11 protein-coding genes are annotated in these 18,044 nt (G+C 45.8%); 4 read left to right on the forward strand and 7 right to left on the reverse strand.

What is annotated here, in order from left to right:
- Positions 1 to 21 precede the first annotated feature (21 nt).
- Complete coding sequence (locus ACPD8L_RS13535) at positions 22 to 609, forward strand: hypothetical protein (RefSeq protein ID WP_421810102.1); 588 nt, start codon at positions 22 to 24, stop codon at positions 607 to 609.
- On the opposite strand, the gene pbpC is transcribed toward ACPD8L_RS13535, so the two are convergent.
- Positions 606 to 2,984 (reverse strand): penicillin-binding protein 1C, encoded by a 2,379-nt coding sequence (pbpC, locus tag ACPD8L_RS13540; protein ID WP_423943800.1) that lies wholly within the window; start codon positions 2,982 to 2,984, stop codon positions 606 to 608. The genes ACPD8L_RS13535 and pbpC overlap by 4 nt on opposite strands.
- Before the next feature lies 1 nt (position 2,985).
- Positions 2,986 to 8,541, reverse strand: a complete 5,556-nt coding sequence (locus ACPD8L_RS13545; RefSeq protein WP_423943802.1) for an alpha-2-macroglobulin family protein — start codon at positions 8,539 to 8,541, stop codon at positions 2,986 to 2,988.
- 218 nt (positions 8,542 to 8,759) lie between these two features.
- Between ACPD8L_RS13545 and ACPD8L_RS13550 the strand changes: the two genes are divergently transcribed.
- A complete protein-coding gene (locus tag ACPD8L_RS13550) occupies positions 8,760 to 9,173 on the forward strand; it encodes a nuclear transport factor 2 family protein (protein WP_293304545.1) in 414 nt (137 codons plus the stop codon).
- A gap of 290 nt (positions 9,174 to 9,463) precedes the next feature.
- A complete protein-coding gene (locus ACPD8L_RS13555) occupies positions 9,464 to 12,163 on the forward strand; it encodes an outer membrane beta-barrel protein (protein WP_423943803.1) in 2,700 nt (899 codons plus the stop codon).
- Positions 12,164 to 12,177: 14 nt separating this feature from the next.
- Here the strand turns inward: ACPD8L_RS13555 and ACPD8L_RS13560 are convergent, their stop codons facing one another.
- The 5 genes from ACPD8L_RS13560 to ACPD8L_RS13580 are packed head-to-tail and all read right to left on the reverse strand — an operon-like array spanning position 12,178 to position 15,313.
- Complete coding sequence (locus ACPD8L_RS13560) at positions 12,178 to 12,969, reverse strand: TPM domain-containing protein (protein ID WP_423943805.1); 792 nt, start codon at positions 12,967 to 12,969, stop codon at positions 12,178 to 12,180.
- A complete protein-coding gene (locus ACPD8L_RS13565; RefSeq protein WP_116216173.1) occupies positions 12,950 to 13,387 on the reverse strand; it encodes a TPM domain-containing protein in 438 nt (145 codons plus the stop codon). Before ACPD8L_RS13565 ends, ACPD8L_RS13560 begins: the two co-directional genes overlap by 20 nt.
- A 2-nt stretch (positions 13,388 to 13,389) precedes the next feature.
- Positions 13,390 to 13,989, reverse strand: a complete 600-nt coding sequence (locus ACPD8L_RS13570) for a LemA family protein (protein ID WP_423943807.1) — start codon at positions 13,987 to 13,989, stop codon at positions 13,390 to 13,392.
- Positions 13,990 to 14,006: 17 nt separating this feature from the next.
- Positions 14,007 to 14,336, reverse strand: coding sequence for a MerR family transcriptional regulator (locus ACPD8L_RS13575; protein ID WP_116216171.1), 330 nt, complete (start codon positions 14,334 to 14,336; stop codon positions 14,007 to 14,009).
- Positions 14,336 to 15,313: a M23 family metallopeptidase gene (locus ACPD8L_RS13580; protein WP_116216170.1), complete on the reverse strand. Its 978-nt coding sequence runs from the start codon at positions 15,311 to 15,313 to the stop codon at positions 14,336 to 14,338. Before ACPD8L_RS13580 ends, ACPD8L_RS13575 begins: the two co-directional genes overlap by 1 nt.
- Before the next feature lie 104 nt (positions 15,314 to 15,417).
- Here ACPD8L_RS13580 and alaS point away from each other — a divergent pair, with 104 nt between their 5' ends.
- Positions 15,418 to 18,042: an alanine--tRNA ligase gene (gene alaS / locus ACPD8L_RS13585; protein WP_423943810.1), complete on the forward strand. Its 2,625-nt coding sequence runs from the start codon at positions 15,418 to 15,420 to the stop codon at positions 18,040 to 18,042.
- Positions 18,043 to 18,044 lie beyond the last annotated feature (2 nt).

The following is an 18,044-nucleotide window of genomic DNA, read 5'->3' on the forward strand; positions in this document are numbered from 1 at the left end:
AAAAGGCCAAATAAATAGGCAATGAAAAATAAGCTCCTTATACTAATTCTTTTGGTTTTATTGGTTGGATGCAACAACGAGAAATTGACTCGTCAAGAGACCGTCACTAGATACTACTATGCTTTTGATTCGGCCAATTACAATGAAATAAAAACGCTAACAAATGATAGCATAACGATTACCTCTGGAGACTATGTTACCTCTTATACCCATGAAAGTTTTTATGAATTTTTTAAATGGGATTCAATATTTAAATCATCTTATGAAATAGTTGAATTAGAAGAACAGAACAATGATATTATTGTAACTGTTGCCCAAGAGAACATTCGCAATGAGTATTTGGAGAACAACCCTTTGGTCTATAAAGTAAAGGTATCTTTTGATTCAGGGAAAGTCTCAAAAATGGAGGATTTGGATTACATTGATGTCAATTGGGAAGTTTGGAGCCAAAAAAGAGATTCTTTGGTCAATTGGATAAGGGATAATCATCCTGATCTAGATGGTTTTGTAAATGATATGACGATGAATGGAGCAATGAATTATCTAAAAGCCGTCGAAAAATATACGACTTATAAAGGTGCTTTTGAAAGAGTTGAATTAGACCATTAATTTTCAGAAGCCCGTCGAACCTCCATCTGTTGTTGCATACGGTTTCCTTCACTATCTACCACGGTCAAGATGTATTCCCCAGGTTGAATGCCCAAAAGAAGTTCGTGAAAGTTTTCGGTCTTTCCCAAGTAGGTTTCATCCAAATACCAATACACAATGGCATTGGACTGCTGATGTGCCAACTTTAAAACAATATCCGAAGTCTTGTTTCCTAGGTCCTTGGGGAGCAGAATGGTCTCATTCCGTTTCGGATAAAGAAAGTCCATACCTTGACTTTCCATGGAAGAGCATCCGTCCAGATACGGAGGAAGCGGTGCGTAATTGGGGTGCGATGTGGTATAATAGTACTCCAGTACGGGGGGAAGCATAAACCAGTTTTTTGCCACCATGTTTTCTAAAGGATAGCAGTCGGAATGCACCCGAAATTGTTCCGAGGCATCCAGAAATACCTGCTGATGATAAGGGCAGGGACCACTTCGGGTGCCGTGGGTGGGCACATACTCTTTTTGGGTCTCATTGCAGTAGACCGAAGCACGGTAACCACTTTGGGTACACACCCCCAATTCGGTCAGGTCATCAAAAGGTTCTTGGAACCAATTGCTGTGGGGCAGGGCGTCCAACACATCAAAAAGAATGGGGGCTGCTGCGGTGATTCCCGTTAAGCCGGGTCTGCCTTCGCCATCGGCATTGCCTACCCAGACCCCAATGGTGTATTTGGGGGTGGTGCCCACAGCCCAAGCATCCTTAAACCCGAAACTGGTGCCTGTTTTCCAAGCGATGGGCTGGGAGGAATCAAAAAATTGCCAATTCTCACTTCCTTCCGGGCGGTTCACCTCCATCATGGATTGAAAGGTGCCATAAATGGCCCCCGCCCCAAAAATGGGTGGGTCAAATTGTTGTTCCCCAAAATCAATTTTATCCTCCAGGACATAAGAAGGTTCCACAAATTCGGTCGGGCGGTAGGTGCTCGAGTGGTCCATAAAATAATTCAATGTGGAAGCCAAGGCAGCATAGGTTTGGGTCACCTCCCATAAAGAACTTTCGGCTCCTCCGAGAATCAAGGACAATCCGTAATAGGAAGAAGGCCGGTCCAGTGATTCCAAATTCATTTTCTTGAGCTTGTTGTAGAATTTTTGCAACCCATATTCCCTGAGCAATCGTACCGCGGGGACATTCAAGGAGCGGGAAAGTGCCCTGCTGGCGGGTACCGCGCCCACATGTTTTTTGTCAAAATTCTGAGGATGGTATCCATTAATGACCGTGGGTACATCCTCGACCAAACTATGGGGCAACACCAGACCTTCATCCAGCAAAGAAGCGAAAAGAAAGGGTTTTAGGGTGCTTCCCGTACTTCTGTTCTTGGTGATGATGTCCACATAATTGGCATGGTCTTTCCCCGAAGGGGAATTCCCCACATAGCCCAACACTTTGCGGGTTTCCACATCCAGTACCAAAATGGCCAGATTATGGATTTCGTTGCTCTTTAGTTGCTGATAGTGTCTTTCGGCCAAAAGGTTGAGTCGGTTTTGTAGCGGTCGGTCAATGGAGGTTGTGATGCGCTGTCCGTGGTGTTCATTTCTAATGCGTTCCGTAAGATGGGGCGCCACATCGGGGAGTGGCATGGGTTTTTGGGGCAAGGGCTCTTCCAGGGCCAATTCGTAGGTGGTTTTGTCAATCATACCCTTATCCCGTAGCTTTTGCAGCAATCGGTTACGTTTGTCCAAAAGTACCTGCTCATTTCTTCCTGGAAAGATCAAGGAGGGTGCATTGGGCAAGACCGCCAGTGTTGCGGATTGACCCCAACTCAATTCGTGGGCGGGAAGGCCAAAGTAACGCCATGCAGCCGTTTCCAACCCCACCACGTTTCCACCATAGGGGGTATGCGAAGCATATAAATTTAAAATCTGCTCTTTGGAATATCCTAGTTCCAATCGGGTGGCCATAAAAATCTCAATGCACTTTTCCCAATAGGTGCGACCCCTGTTTTTCCGACTTAGGCGAATCACTTGTTGGGTAATCGTGCTTCCTCCCCTGCGGGTTTTTTTGGTAAGGTTGTGTCCAATCGCCTTGACGATGGAGATGGGATTGAAACCCGGATGTTGGTAAAAATATTCATCCTCAAATAGCAGGATGCATTGCTCAAAACGCTTGGGAACCGAATCCAACCGGGGAAACCGCCATTGTCCGTCATCAGCGATCCTTGCCCCCATCAGAATCCCATCGGAACTGTTGACGACGGTTGAGGTGGGGTCTTCGAACAATTTTTTGGGCAGACAGAACAGCCATAAAATCAAGACAGCGCCAAGGACACTTATCTTGATTTTATGCTTGGTAAGAGTTTTTCGCAGGGGCGATATGTTCTTTATCCACGCCACATCACTGAACCACTTTAATCCATTGCCCTTTGTTTCGAGCTTGGTAGTTGTTGTCGTACATGGCCTCTACTTGTGCTCCGGGTAGATAATAATCGCCCAAGAACGAAGCATTCAGTTTTATAGTGAAGCTTTTCGATTTTTTCGGACCAAGATCAAAATATAGGTGAGTACGATCGTCCCTCGTATCCACATAATCCGCTTTGGAAGCATTGCCATTGTCACCACCTGCATAGGAAGTGTCCACGATTTCCCATCCGCTGGGTACAATATGGGTCAGGGCCACATTGTCCACATAATCATTGGAACTGTTGTAGACCGTGATTTTTGCTTGAAACTCGCTTCCTTGTCTAAGCTCGTTCACATTGATGGCGTTTCCAATGGCATCCAAATAGCCCACAGATAGATTCAGGTTTTGCTGTTGCGCCAATTCTTCACCAACAGGAAGCTTCCCAGTTTGCGTGAGGGTGGCATAAATGGTATTGCCCTGTTTGTTGTTTATCTGCAACGCATTGTTGAAAGAAGTAATGGCAAGACCTCTTTGTGCAATGGCTCTATCGGTTTTCACGGCCGTTTCTTTCCCGTTTTGGGTAAAAGTCAAATCAATGGACTTACCGCCGTTCTTTAACACCATTTTAGACATGGAGAGTAAGGCATAAGCCGTTTCTTGGGTGCTGTACCAACGTTGGGAGGATAGATTTTTGGCCAAAGAAATTGCTAACTCCCGTTGCTGGGCATCCCCCAAAATGACCAAGGTTTCCAATGCCATGGCCCGGTTTCGGAACACGGAACCATAGGTTCTGTAATTGTAATTGTTGGGAGTGAAGTCGATGTTGGCCTTTTGCGCAATCTCTTGTGCCACTTCTTTCTTTCCAGCCAAGGCGTAAGCCGCTGCCAAACGCCATTTGGCCTCATTGCTCAGGTTTTTGGATTCGCGGAGTCGGTTCATGGCCGCCAATTCCGGTTGTTGTGCCAAGGCCAAGGTGTATAGTCGATAGGCCTGCGCAACATCGGTGTTGTATCCCGTAGCCTGATTGCTCCATTGGCGGGCCGTGTTCTTTTGGTATCGAAGCCAATTACTCAAGAAGGTCAATGGCAGTTGATAGCCTTGTTGTTTGGCTTCCAACATAAAATGACCGGCATACGAAGTGCCCCAATCATCAGCATTGCCATAACCGGCCCAATAGCTGAGTCCGCCAGATGGGGTTTGAAAATCACCCAACCTGCGTATGGCCGCCTTTACATTTTTCTCGATGTCTTTTTTTCGCTCAAAGGTGATGTCCAAGACATCGGCCAAGAACAACTGCGGGAACGCTGCGGATGTGGTCTGTTCTACACAGCCATGGGGGTAGCGCAGCAGATAATCCATCCGTTTTGAGAAATCCATGGGGGGAAGGGTAGAGAACTCCACAAAAGCCTCATTGGTTCCCGAAGTGCCGAAGGTGTCAAAGGATAGGGTCTGCGAACCATTGGCGTCGATGGTGTACAGTTCACTTTTTGTGGTGATGGGGTTGGGGTTTTCCACATCAATCTCGGTTTCACTACTGGCATTTTCCCCAGCGCCCGAAGCTTTGACCTTTATGGTTTGGTAGGAGATCGCGGGATTGACTTTAAAATCAAAATTCACAATCTGTTCCCCAACCGAGCTGAACGAAATGTTTTTGGCAGTATCCCCAATGGGTTCCAAGGCCTTGCCCGCATCAATGGAAACCGTTACGTTTTTCACTTTGGGTTCCATGGCAAATACTGTTACTGGGATGGTCACTTTTTCGCCGGGGGACAATTTTCTGGGAATGGAAGTCAATACCATCAAGGGCTTGCGAACCGGCGTGGTTTTTTCGGTATTCCCATAAGCGCTGTTACGATTTCCGGCCACCACCATGGTTCGGACGGCACCCACGTAGTTGGGCATGTCAATGGTATGGGATGCTTTTTCGCCAGCTTTTAGGGTGAAGGGACCCAAATAGGTGACTACAGGTTTAAAGCGTTGTGCCTTGCGATTTTTGGCCCCGGCTCCGATACCACCCCCACCAATGGCGTAAATATTATCCACACTGATGGAATAAGCCCCCATGACATCATCAAAAACATCAAAGGTCTTTACGCCCAAGGCCTGCCTTGCGTAAAATGAACTGTGGATATCTGGGGTCTTGAAACGGGTCAGGTCCAATAGACCTTCGTCCACCACGGCCAAGGAATAGGTCATAGGTTTTTTATTGGCTTCGGAAACGGTCACCGTATAGGATTTTTCAGGTTGCAGCACCTCGGGCATGGAAAGCTGAGGTTCCAAAAAGGTGGCCGGGTTTTCAACCAAAAGGGGCACCACGCCATACAGACGGATGGGCAGATCATTCTTTACCTGTCCATGGGGTTGCAACAACGAGATATTGATATAGGCATTGGGTGCCATTTCGGCCGTGATGGGAATCGTGGCCTTGGTTTCTTGGGCCGAGGTCTCGATCCATTGTTGGGAAAGAACCTCGGTTCCGTTTTCAATACTGATCAAAGCGCGTCCACCTCTATCCGATGGGAAGGTGACCACAGCTTCCTCACCCAATTGGTATTTTTCTTTATCGGCAGAGAAAACCAGAATTTTGGAACTTTCGGTATCCCCGGAAGTGGGCCTTTTCCACCAATTCCGGTAGAAATAGGCAGTTCGGCCCGTAGCATGGCCGGAGGCTTCATCGATTACCCGAATCAGGAAACGCCCACCCTCCTCATCGGGAACATTGATGTTGAAGTTGGCTTTTCCATCGGCACCCGTAGTTAGTTCCATTTCCTTGAAGGGACGGTGTACCGTGGCATTTTCATATCGTGAGAGATTGTCATAGCCCCGGTTCCACCACCAACGCCATTCAATTTTGAATACTTGAACCTTTAATTTTCGGTTGCCTGATGGTTTTCCCTGATCATTGACCGAAACCACATCAAAGGAGGTGTTCTCATCGGTGAGGAAGGAGCCATATCGTTTGGCCTCTGGGGAGCGAAGCCCTATAAAATGTGAAAATGGGGCCAGTTTTTTGGAGAAGACATCGATGGAGAAGTCCCCACCGCCTTCAAACACCTTAGTGGTAAAAGTGGCCTGCAGCATGCCGGGGGCATTGCCATTGATGCTGATTTTTTCGTTGATGTCCAGTACCCCGTTGGCATCCAGTTTTGAGGTGATCCATTGTAGCTCGGTTTGGTTGAAGCTCCGCACGGGATCTTGGAAAACGTACCCCTTGAAGTTGGGGAATGCGCTGCTGCTTTGCTGCAAGGAGGCATTGATATCGATCTTAAGATTTCGGGCAGGCGCTCCGTGCAACCATTGCACTGTTGCTTTTCCCGTATTGTTGGTGTTGGCTTTAAGGACGTCATCATCAAAGGCAAAATCCACCTTGAGCCTGTTGGGTTTTACGGTGGCCACCTTTAAACTCTTATTGAACTGGGCCCCGCCTACAATGATTTTGGCATTCCAGGTCCCGGTTGGGGAATTGGGTTGGGTGGGAATGGGGAAATAGTGGAATTTTTCCTCTTTTTTGGCGTACAGCCCGTCCGATATGGGAGCGGCTTCCCCTGTGAGCACATTGCGCTGCACCAATTTGCCACGGGCATCGCTGACCTCCAAGGTTACCGGATGATCTTTGGGCAAGGGATTGCCCTTGTCGTCCAATACAAAGGTAAGGTGGATGACATCGCCCGGGCGGTGCACCCCTCTTTCGGTATAAATGAAACCTTGGAGCCCCTTTTGAAGTTCTTCCCCGGAAACATCAAATTTGCTCAAGGAAAGGGCATTGCCATCCGCTAGTTTGGCATAGGCAAAGTTGTTGTTCTTTTGGGCCACGGCAAAAGCGATGGACTTATCACTGTCAAAAACGGCAAAGCCAGAAGCATCTGTGATCACTTCACCCACCAATTGCTGTTGGAAATTGTACAGTTTTATGGGAGTGTCGGCCTCCGGCTTGGTGGTCAGTAGATTGGTCACTGCAAAATGATGAGAGCGATTGTTTCCCTTTTTTACGATAAGCCCAAGATCACTGCCCAATAAGTTGGTGGATGCAATACGATCGTAGTTGTAATAGGCTTCATGACATGGATTGTCACGCTCTTCCCAGTTGTAGTTGTAATTTCTCCAATAGTATATTTCATTGTCCCAGTACCGTTCCTCCAAAGATTCATCACTGGAGCTTTGGGAAGTGTACTCTTGGGTTTCTTCTGGGTTGTCCGTATTGCCACAATCATAGGTGGTGTGCTCTTTTTTAAAACTGAACTCTACCCGGTACAGGGAACCAGGGTGAATTTTTATCAACTCGGATAGGTCCAATGCATGGGCCTTCCAGTAGCTTGAGTTTTCAGTTCCGTTTTCTGCCAAGGGAATGACCTTGTAGGCCACCCTTCGCCCCACAGGTCTAAAATCGGGGTCGTAATCTTGGGTGAGGTCATTGTTTTGGAGGTATTGCAGCATATTGTTCTCAAACACCTGGATCACCCGTACTTCAACGGCGGAAAGGTTCACGGTTTCAAAATAAATGGGCGTGGATGCCGCATTGGGCAGGATGGTTCCTTTGGAAATGAGTCGGACGGCAGGTTTTAATTGCTCAAAGGAAACCAGTTCCGAAAATGTGTTTTTTAAGGTAAAGCCATATTCACTTTTAATACCCTCAAAGGCATTGACCCGAACCTCGCCCAAGATGCGGTTGGATGGATATACTTTGAGCAAGTTTCCATCAATTTCATAACGGAGGCTCTCCGCATTTTCAATGGTGACCAGACCCTTTAAATTTTGGTTTGGTTTAAGGGGTTCGGAAAAGTTAAGGGTCAGTACCGCATTGGGTGCCGAAGTGGTCTTGGCATCCACGATCACAAATTTGTTCAACCCTGGAATGGGATAGGTCTCGGAGCCTTGGTTGTCCACGCCCAAAGCCTTTCCGTTCCAATTGATGAGCAACTCACTGTCCTCTGCTTTTCGGGAAATACTATCGATTCGGAAACTGAAATATTGGGCATTTTCCGTGGTTTCATCCCATGTAACCGGTACGTTGTTGCCATTTTGTTGTACGGAAAGTACTCGAATGGCTTTTGAGGCTTCGAGGATGTCGGAAGCATCCAAAGTCCCGGTCAAATATTGCCAATCCTTGCTGTAGGATTGCAAGGTACCCAGATTGATCTTAAAGTTTGGGGCAATGGTCTTAAAGCTGAAGGTGTATTTTTTAAAATCCCCCTCGATACCCTCATAAAGTTTGTTGAGGGCCACGGTGACGGTGTACTCGGTATCGGGTTTTAGGTATTCCGAAGGTTGGAAGGTAAGTTCCCGTCCATTTTCTATGATCAGTTTTCCATCGACCTTGGGAGAAATCTTGAAATATTCATTGGGGAGTTCCTGGGTAAGTTCAAATTGGTCCAGTTGCTGTGCAAGGGCAACGGTAATGGGTGTTGAAATACTTTGGTTGCCGTGGGTATGGTAACTGATATAATCCTTGAACTTAAAGAGGTTGTCCGTTGCGGTTTCATCAGATTTTTTCTTACAGGAAGCAGCTAAAACAAGTAGGGATACGAAAAGAAATTTACAAAAAGGGGACATGCCAAACGGGAATTGATTAAACTAAGATTTTTGCCAGAACCAAGATAGTTAAAATTGGATACAAGGCCTTTACTAGTTTACGGATGGCGTCTTTAGATTTACGAGAGGATCTTTTGGGTGGGATGTCTCATTATGAAACATTTATGATTTTTCTAAGATTGATTGAATGATAAAAGAAATATCTTGAATCCCATCAACAACCATCAAAAAACAACATCATGATTCAAAAATTAAGTGTATTCTTTTTAGCAATGGTCGGTTTTGGGACACTTCAGGCCCAGTCAGACTATCAACTGGTAGAGCAAACCGTAAATTATTATCTGGATGGAGGGACCAATAACGATTTTGAAACCTTAAAAAAGGCCTTTCACGAAACTGCCACGATGAAGTTCATTGGTAAAGAGGGGTATACCGAGGTAAATGCCATTGAGTTCTTTGGCAAAGGAATGAAGCCCGGACCGAAACAGGACCGGCAAACGAGGATTGCAGATATCACCATTGCAGGGAATGCAGCCAATGCAAGATTGGAAATTGAATACCCCACATTTACCTTTATTGATTTTATGAACTTGCTGAAGATTGATGGGGAATGGAAAATTGTGAGCAAGATTTTTTACAGGAAAGTAGATTAGAATATACTTGCTTTCCACAAACGGACACAATGCCATTGAAAATTGAAGAGAAATGGGCATCATGGTCTTGATGCACTATTTTGTTATGAAATATTTGTGATTTTGGATTATTCGATACCAAATTTTCGTTAAACCAGATGGTTCGCGTTATATAAAATAATATTTTTCTGTAGGAATTACCTCAAAACCAGAAAATAGACAACCATTTGACCAAGCCGTTCATAGTATCTACTCTCATTTTTTTATCCTGTTTATCCGTTTCAGCGCAAGATTTTCTCGTAAAGGGAAAAATGGTGGATTCAACCAATGAAACTCCTTTGGAGGGGGCTACCATATATGCGGAGTCTGTTCAGGACAGTACCCTTATTTCATATACCATTACCAATGCCAACGGAAGCTTTGCCTTGGAGGGCAAAACCTCGGTAAAAAAGGTTAGGGTGAATTTTTCCTATAATGGATTTGAGTCAAAAAGTATAGAGGTGCCTCTTAAGCCCACGGTGGATCTTGGTACAATAAAAATGGAGGAACGTTTGCAAGAACTTCAAGGAGTGGATGTAATTGCCGAACGAGTTCCCATAGCCATACGAAAGGATACTTTGGAGTTCAATGCGGATTCTTTTACTGCCCGACCTGATGCAACGGTGGAAGAATTACTGAAACAACTGCCCGGTGTGGAAGTGGATAGTGAGGGGAAGATCACGGTGAACGGAAAAGAGGTCAATCAGGTTTTGGTGAACGATCAGGTATTTTTTAGCAAAGACCCCAAGGTGGTCACTAAGAGCCTTTCCAAGGATGTGATCAGTAAAATCCAAATCACCAATACCAAGACCAAGCAGCAGCGGTTTATGGGGGAAGAAGGGGATGGGGAGACCAAGACCATCAACCTCACCCTAAAAGAGAACATGAACAAGGGATATATGGGACGTCTGTCTGCGGGATATGGTACGGACGAACGTTATCAGGCCAATGGCTTGGTAAACTACTTTAACGATACCCAAAGGGTTAGCCTATTGGGAAGTTCCAACAATGTGAACAATGCTGGATTTTCATTCGATGAAATCTATGATATGGTAGGAAGAGCAAGGGGGAATGGGATGAGATTTGGTCAGAATGGTTCCTTTGCCGTGGGAAACACCTCTTTTGGATTTGGTCAGGGAATCGCAACTTCCTCCACCGTTGGGGCCAGTTATGCCAATCAGGAGAAGGACCGCTACAGGACAGATGGCAACTATTTCTATTCTTACAGCGATTCTTACAACGATGAAAGAATATCAAGGGAGAACATATTGCCCACCGGTAATTTCTTTACCGATACCGAAACCAATTTTGTAGGGACCACCAATTCCAATCAGGCAACGGCCAACATGGAGTTCGATATTGACAAGACTACCCGCATCAGTCTGGAACCTTCCCTAAGTGTAAACCGGACCAACTCAACCGATACGGAAAATACCATGTCCAGAAACGAATCTGGGGATTTGATCAACAGCAACACCTCCCTTAGAACCAGTGATGGGATGCAACGCAATTTTGCCAATAAGCTCGACATCATGAAGAAGCTGGATACTCTGGGGAGATTTGTCCGGGTCTATTTCAACAACAATAACAGGATAAATGACACCGAATCGGTATTGAACTCGGAACGTATTATTTTTGGGGATGATCCCAGTGAGCAGATTCTAGACCAGCAGACCATGATGGAGAATGCCGAGGATTCCTATGAAATGGGAATGGTATATAGGCATCCATTGAAAAAGGACCTTTTTCTTGATTTTGAGTATCAGTATAGTGATAGCGACCAAAAAAACAAGCGGTCGGTCATGGATTTTAGCGAGATTACCGGGGATTATGTCTTTAACCCCACCTTAAGTTCGGATTTTGACTTTGGCACCCGAAAACATGTCCCTGAAGTGGGGATTGTATCCAATGGGCAAAAGATCAGGTTCAACCTTAAGGCAAGGTATGAGGGCATTGATCTTGAGAATGAGGACCGTATACAGTCCGTTTCATTTTCCAAGGATTATTCCAAGTTCTTGCTCAGTTCTTATTTCAACTACAATTTGGGAAACAATAAAAGAATCAGTGCCAACTATAACACTAATGTCAATGTGCCTTCGGTGAACCAATTGCAACCTGTGCCCAATGTTAGCAATCCATTGAACATTGTGGAGGGAAATCCGGATTTGGAGCCCCAGGTCACCCATAACGTCTACCTGAATTTCAATGATTACAATTGGAAGGAGCGCACAGGAATATTTTTGTATTCCGGGATGAGTTTTGAAAAGGACAAGGTGGTTTCCAGCACCACCACCGATGCCAACTTTATACGGACCACTACCTATCAAAATATAGAAGGTAATTACCGTGGATGGGCAGGAATCAACTATTCAAAACAGATTAAAAAAGACAGTCTGTACACCCTCGGAATCACATTCAATCCCAATGCCAACTTCAGAAAGGAGGTAGGCTTTACCAACGGCAATAGATTGGAGGCAACGAACCTTAACCTGAATCCTAGGATTGGATTAAGGTTCAATTATATGGAAATGGTGGAACTGGAACCCAATTACACCTTGGGGGTAAATGCTACCCGCTATAATTTGGACATGGTGGATGATATTGATTTTATTACCCATAGCCTATCGGTTAAAACGACCACTTTCTGGCCCGAAAATGTGGTGTGGGGCAATGATATTGTGTACACCTACAACGGAAACTTGGGAAGTGGTTTTGATAAGGATGCCCTCTTTTGGAACATGAGCTTGGGCGTACAAATGTTCAAGAAGACGACCACCCTTAAAGTGTTGGCGTATGACCTGCTCAACCAAAACATCAATACACGAAGGACCACAGGGCAGGATTTTGTGCAGGATTTTCAAGGAACGGCATTAAAACGCTATTTTATGGGGAGTCTTACCATTAAATTCAACTCCTTTGGAGAGGGAGGAGGTCCCAAAAGAAGGGGAGGTCCCCGTTTTATAAGACTTTAGTGGGTTGAATTGGCTTACCATCCGCCGGAAGCACCGCCTCCGCCAAAGCCACCACCTCCGAAGCCGCCACCAAAACCGCCTCCACTGAATCCACCGCCGCCTCGAAAGCTCCCGGAGGAACCAGAACTCCGCCCCATGTTGCTGAGGATGATCATATCCCAAATGTCGAGACCACTGCCACGGCGTCCACCGCCCCTACCGTTATTGTTGTTCTTGCGACTCCAAAGAATGATCATGATAATGATGAAAATGATAAAAGGGAACAGGGCCTTAAAAGGAAACCCTGGGTTGTTTCCAAAGGTGCGGTCTTCCGTAAACTCTCCGTTGAGGACCTGAAAAATGGCATCGGCCCCTTTGTCCAGACCACTGTAATAGTCCCCTCGCTTAAATTCGGGAATGATTATGGACTCAATGATGCGTTTCGACATAAGATCGGTCAAAGAGCCTTCTACGCCATATCCGGTATTGATGGCAATCCTACGGTCATCCTTGGCCAAGAGCACCAACACGCCATTGTCCTTATCGGCTTGTCCAATACCCCATTTCTGCCCCCATTGGGCTCCCAAATAGGTAATGTCCTCCCCTTCGGTGGAACTAATAATGGCAATGACAATCTGTGTGGAGGTGCTGTCCGAGTATCGAATGAGCTTTTGCTCCAAAGCTTGACTTTGGGATGGAGAGAGTAGATTTACATAATCATAGACGCTGGTCTGCTTCTCCGGTTTTTCGGGTATGGTGAATTGCCCCCATGATAGGGAAAAACTTAAAAAAGCAAGTATAAGAAGGCTACCCTTTGGATATGGCATCGCTCAATTCGTTCGTGTCGTTATGGTCCCATGGAAAATGGGCCTCCAATTCCTTTCCAGCCATTAATACACCCTCTACAATCCCCTGTTTAAAGTTTCCGTTTTTAAAGTGGGAGGCCATGGCGTCCTTGGTGCTGTCCCAAAATCCTTTCGGTACGGCGCGGTCAATGCCTTTATCGCCATAGATCACAAACTTTTTATCATCCACGGCCACATAGATGAGTACGCCGTTGCCATCCTTGGTATTATCCATTTTAAGGAAATGGAACAGTTGTTGGGCCCTGCTGAAATGATCTATTTTGGAAGTGGCCTCAATATGCACACGGACTTCACCAGAGGTATTTTTCTCGGCCACAACAATGGCATCGATAATCTCTTGCTCCTCCTCTGCCGTTAAAAATTCCTCTACGTGCGACATGTCTATTCAAAATCGAAGTTGGCATCCGGGGCATTTTCAGCTCCTGGATTGGAAGCGAACAAGGCCATTTCGTCAAAATTGGCCAAACTGGCAATAATATTTGTGGGAATCTGCTTGATTTTGATATTGTATTCCCCTGCCAAATCGTTGAATCGGTTCCGCTCCACATTGATTCGGTTCTCTGTACCCTCAAGTTGGGACTGCAGCTCCAAAAAGTTTTGACTACCCTTTAAATCAGGATAGCGTTCAATGGTGGCCAAGAGCCTGGCAAGTGAGGAAGAAAGACCGGTTTGGGCCTGTTGGAATTCATTTAACCTATCTTGAGTAATATTGGAGGGGTCCAAATTTGTGGATGTGGCCTTTGCTCGAGCTTCTGTGACTTCTGTTAGCACCCGCTCTTCAAAATCTGCTGCACCTTGCACCGTTTTTACCAAGTTTCCAATAAGGTCGCTTCTCCGTTGATAGGAACTTTCCACATTGGCCCATTGCTTTGTGGCCTGTCCTTTCATATCGACCAACATATTATTGGTGCGGATATACCAACCTCCTATGATTACCCCCAATACAATTAGGATGATAATGGCGATGATACCTTTTTTCATTTTCTGTGGTTTAGTGTTTATAGTTGTTCTTTGATCTTAATAAGCTCGGCCTTGACCTTTTGCAGTTTTTGGATGACCTCAAAGGTGGAAAGGGTCTTTTGCTTCTCTTCCTTCAAATGTGTTTTGGCGCCTTCCAGGGTAAAACCACGTTCCTTGACCAAATGATAGATCAGTTGCAGGTTATGGATGTCCTGTGGAGTGAACTTACGGTTGCCCTTGGCGTTTTTTTTAGGTTGAAGTACATCAAACTCTTTCTCCCAAAAACGGATGAGAGAGGTGTTCACCCCAAATGCCTTGGCCACTTCGCCAATGCCATAGTACCGTTTTTCAGGAAGATCTACGTGCATTAATCCAGGGATTGGTTCTCTTGGTTGGCAAACTTGAGCATATTTTCAAATTCTTCCGCCGTTAAACTTCCATAGTAGAAGTTTATGGGGTTGATACGTTCACCGTCCTTAAAGACTTCGTAGTGCAGGTGAGGGGCCTCTGAGCGTCCTGTGTTTCCCACAAAACCGATAAGGTCACCTCGTTTTACCTTTTGACCTACGGTTACATTGTACTTGCTCAAGTGCGCATATAGGGACACGTAACCATATCCGTGATCTATTCGGATATGTTTTCCGTATCCGGAAGACCTATTGTCCGAGCGGGTAACTTTTCCATCACCGGACGCATAGATCGGGGTGCCGCGCGGTGCAGTGAAATCCATTCCCCAGTGCATTTTTCTGGCTTTGGTAAAGGGATCCGAACGCCACCCATAACCAGAGGCCATTCGGGTGAGGTCTTTGTTGCTTACGGGCTGGATGGCCGGGATGGCCGCCAGTAATTTTTCCTTCTCCTCGGCCAGTTTGGCAATTTCATCCAACGACTTGGATTGGATCACCATTTGTTTCTGGATGATGTCCAAGCGCTTTGTGGCGTTGGTAATGATCTCGGAGTTGTTGAAACCTTCCAGGGACTTGTACCGGTTGATTCCCCCGAAACCAGCTCTGCGCTGTTCTTCAGGTATGGGATTTGCCTCAAAATAAAGGCGGTAGATATTGTTGTCGCGATCTTCAATATTGGCCAATACCTGCTCCATCTGCTCCATCTTCTTGTCCAATATCTCAAATTGAAGCTCGTAGTTCCGTACTTCGCGCTCCAAAGAAAGTTCTTTGGGAGTATTCACCCATCGGGTGTTCAACAGAATGATAAGGCCAAGAAAGCCGAACAAAGCGGAACCCAATAAAAATAGGAAGAGATTCCTGTATTTCTTGGATTTCTTCGGTTCGATCTTTCTATAGGAAAGCGTATCCGGGTCGTAATAGTACTTAACTTTAGACATGAATGGATTTTATCCTATTTTTGCTCACTCTTTTTATCAAAACAAGCAAATATAAAAATTGTTTTGCTTAAAGTGTTAAATTTAAGAAAACCCTAGCAATCGCAATGACATCCCAAGAAGTTAGAAACCAGTTTTTAAACTTTTTCAAAGAGAAAAACCATAAAATAGTGCCTTCCGCGCCCATGGTGATGAAGAACGACCCCACATTGATGTTCACCAATGCGGGCATGAACCAGTTTAAAGAGTTTTTTTTGGGAAATACCGTTCCAAAGTCTAAACGGGTCACGGACACCCAAAAATGTCTTCGGGTTAGCGGTAAGCACAATGATTTGGAGGAAGTGGGCAAGGACACCTACCACCATACCATGTTTGAGATGTTGGGTAACTGGAGTTTTGGGGATTATTTCAAGAAAGAAGCCATTCAATGGGCCTGGGAATTGCTGACCGAAGTATACAAAATTGACAAAGATAGCTTGTACGTTTCTGTTTTTGAAGGTAGTAAGGATGCCGATCAACTGGAAATGGACAAGGAAGCCTATGACCTATGGAAGGCCATAGTGCCCGAGGACCGCATCATCATGGGGAACAAGAAGGACAATTTCTGGGAAATGGGAGATCAAGGCCCCTGTGGTCCCTGTTCCGAAATCCATGTAGACCTTCGTTCCAAGGAAGAAAAAGCAAAAGTTCCCGGTGCATCGCTGGTCAACCAAGATGATCCGCTTGTGGTTGAAATTTGGAACTTGGTATTCATACAGTACAACCGAAAGGCCAATGGTGATTTGGAGGACCTTCCCGAAAAACATATTGATACCGGAATGGGCTTTGAACGCCTGTGTATGGCATTGCAAGGGGTGAAATCCAACTACGATACCGATGTGTTTACCCCCCTCATTCGTGAAATCGATACCATTACCGGGCAAAAATATGGGAAGAATGAAGAGACGGATATAGCCATTAGGGTAGTGGCCGACCACATCCGTGCCGTGGCCTTCGCCATTGCCGATGGGCAGTTACCGAGCAATACCGGAGCGGGCTATGTTATCCGAAGGATACTCCGTAGGGCCATCCGGTATGGCTTTACCTTCTTGGGGACCAAGCAACCTTTTATCTACCGATTGGTGAATGTTTTGGTTGAAAGTATGGGGAAAGCCTTTCCCGAGCTTTCCAAACATCGTCAATTGATCGAGAATGTGATCAAGGAGGAAGAAAATTCCTTTTTGGGCACCTTGGAGCAAGGATTGGTGCTGTTGGATTCGGTCATCAAATCCTCAAAGGACAAAACGGTTTCTGGGGAAAAGGCTTTCGAGTTGTACGACACCTTCGGATTCCCGATCGACCTTACTTCCCTGATTTTGGAAGAGAAAGGTTACCAATTGGATGTGGAAGGATTTGAAAAGGCCTTGAAAGCCCAAAAAGACCGTTCCCGTGCGGCATCAGAGGTTTCCAAGGACGATTGGACGGTGCTGATGCAGGATTCCGAACAGGAATTTATTGGTTACGATAGTCTGGAAGCAACGGTGAAGTTGGTCAAATATAGAAAGGTGACCAGCAAAAAGGAAGGTGATCAATACCAACTCGTGTTCAACCTTACCCCGTTCTATGCCGAAGGAGGGGGACAGGTAGGCGACAAAGGATATCTGGAGGCATCCAATGGAGATGTGACCTATATTGTGGATACCAAACGGGAGAACAACGAAATTGTCCATTTTGCTGATGGCCTTCCCAAAGACGTTTCGGGAAGTTTTAAGGCCATGGTCGATAAAAAACAACGCTGGCGTACCGCGAGCAATCATACCGCAACGCATTTGTTGCACCAAGCCCTTCGCGAGGTTTTGGGAGATCATGTGGAACAAAAAGGGTCAGCGGTCCACTCCAAATACCTTCGTTTCGACTTTTCCCACTTCTCAAAATTGACAGTCAAGGAACTACGCGAAGTGGAAAACTTTGTCAATGCCCGTATTGAAGGCCAATTACCCTTCGAGGAAAATAGGAATATACCCATTAAGGAGGCCATGGAACAAGGGGCCATGGCACTTTTTGGAGAAAAGTATGGGGATACCGTCCGTACGGTCCGCTTTGGTCAGTCCATAGAACTGTGTGGTGGGACCCACGTAAAGAATACAGGTGATATCTGGCATTTCAAGATTGTTTCCGAAGGAGCCGTTGCGGCAGGAATCCGAAGGATAGAGGCCATTACCTCCGATGCGGCCAAGGATTTCTACTTCCAGAACAATCGCATGCTCTATGAAATCAAAGATCTGTTGAGCAATGCCCAAGACCCTGTAAAGGCGGTTGCGGGGTTACAGGAAGAAAATACAACCCTTAAAAAGCAAGTGGAACAGCTGCTGAAAGACAAGGCCAAAGGACTGAAAAATGAATTGATTTCCGAATTGAAGGATATCAATGGTGTTCAGTTTTTGGCTAAAAAGGTGGACTTGGATGCAGCTGGCATCAAAGACCTTTCCTTTGAGATAGGGGGACAGGTTTCGGATGTTTTCCTATTGCTCGCTGCTGAAAATGACGGAAAAGCATTGCTTTCGTGTTACATTTCCAAGGATTTGGCGTCCAACAAAGGACTGAATGCCGGGAGCATAGTACGCGAACTGGGCAAACATATCCAAGGAGGTGGGGGCGGACAGCCGTTTTTCGCCACTGCCGGGGGTAAAAACCCTGAAGGCATTCCGGTCGCTTTGGCAAATGCCGAAGAGATGATCAGGACAACAACATAAGC

Origin of the sequence: Flagellimonas algicida, from assembly GCF_049629585.1 — a bacterium.
GTDB lineage: Bacteria > Bacteroidota > Bacteroidia > Flavobacteriales > Flavobacteriaceae > Flagellimonas.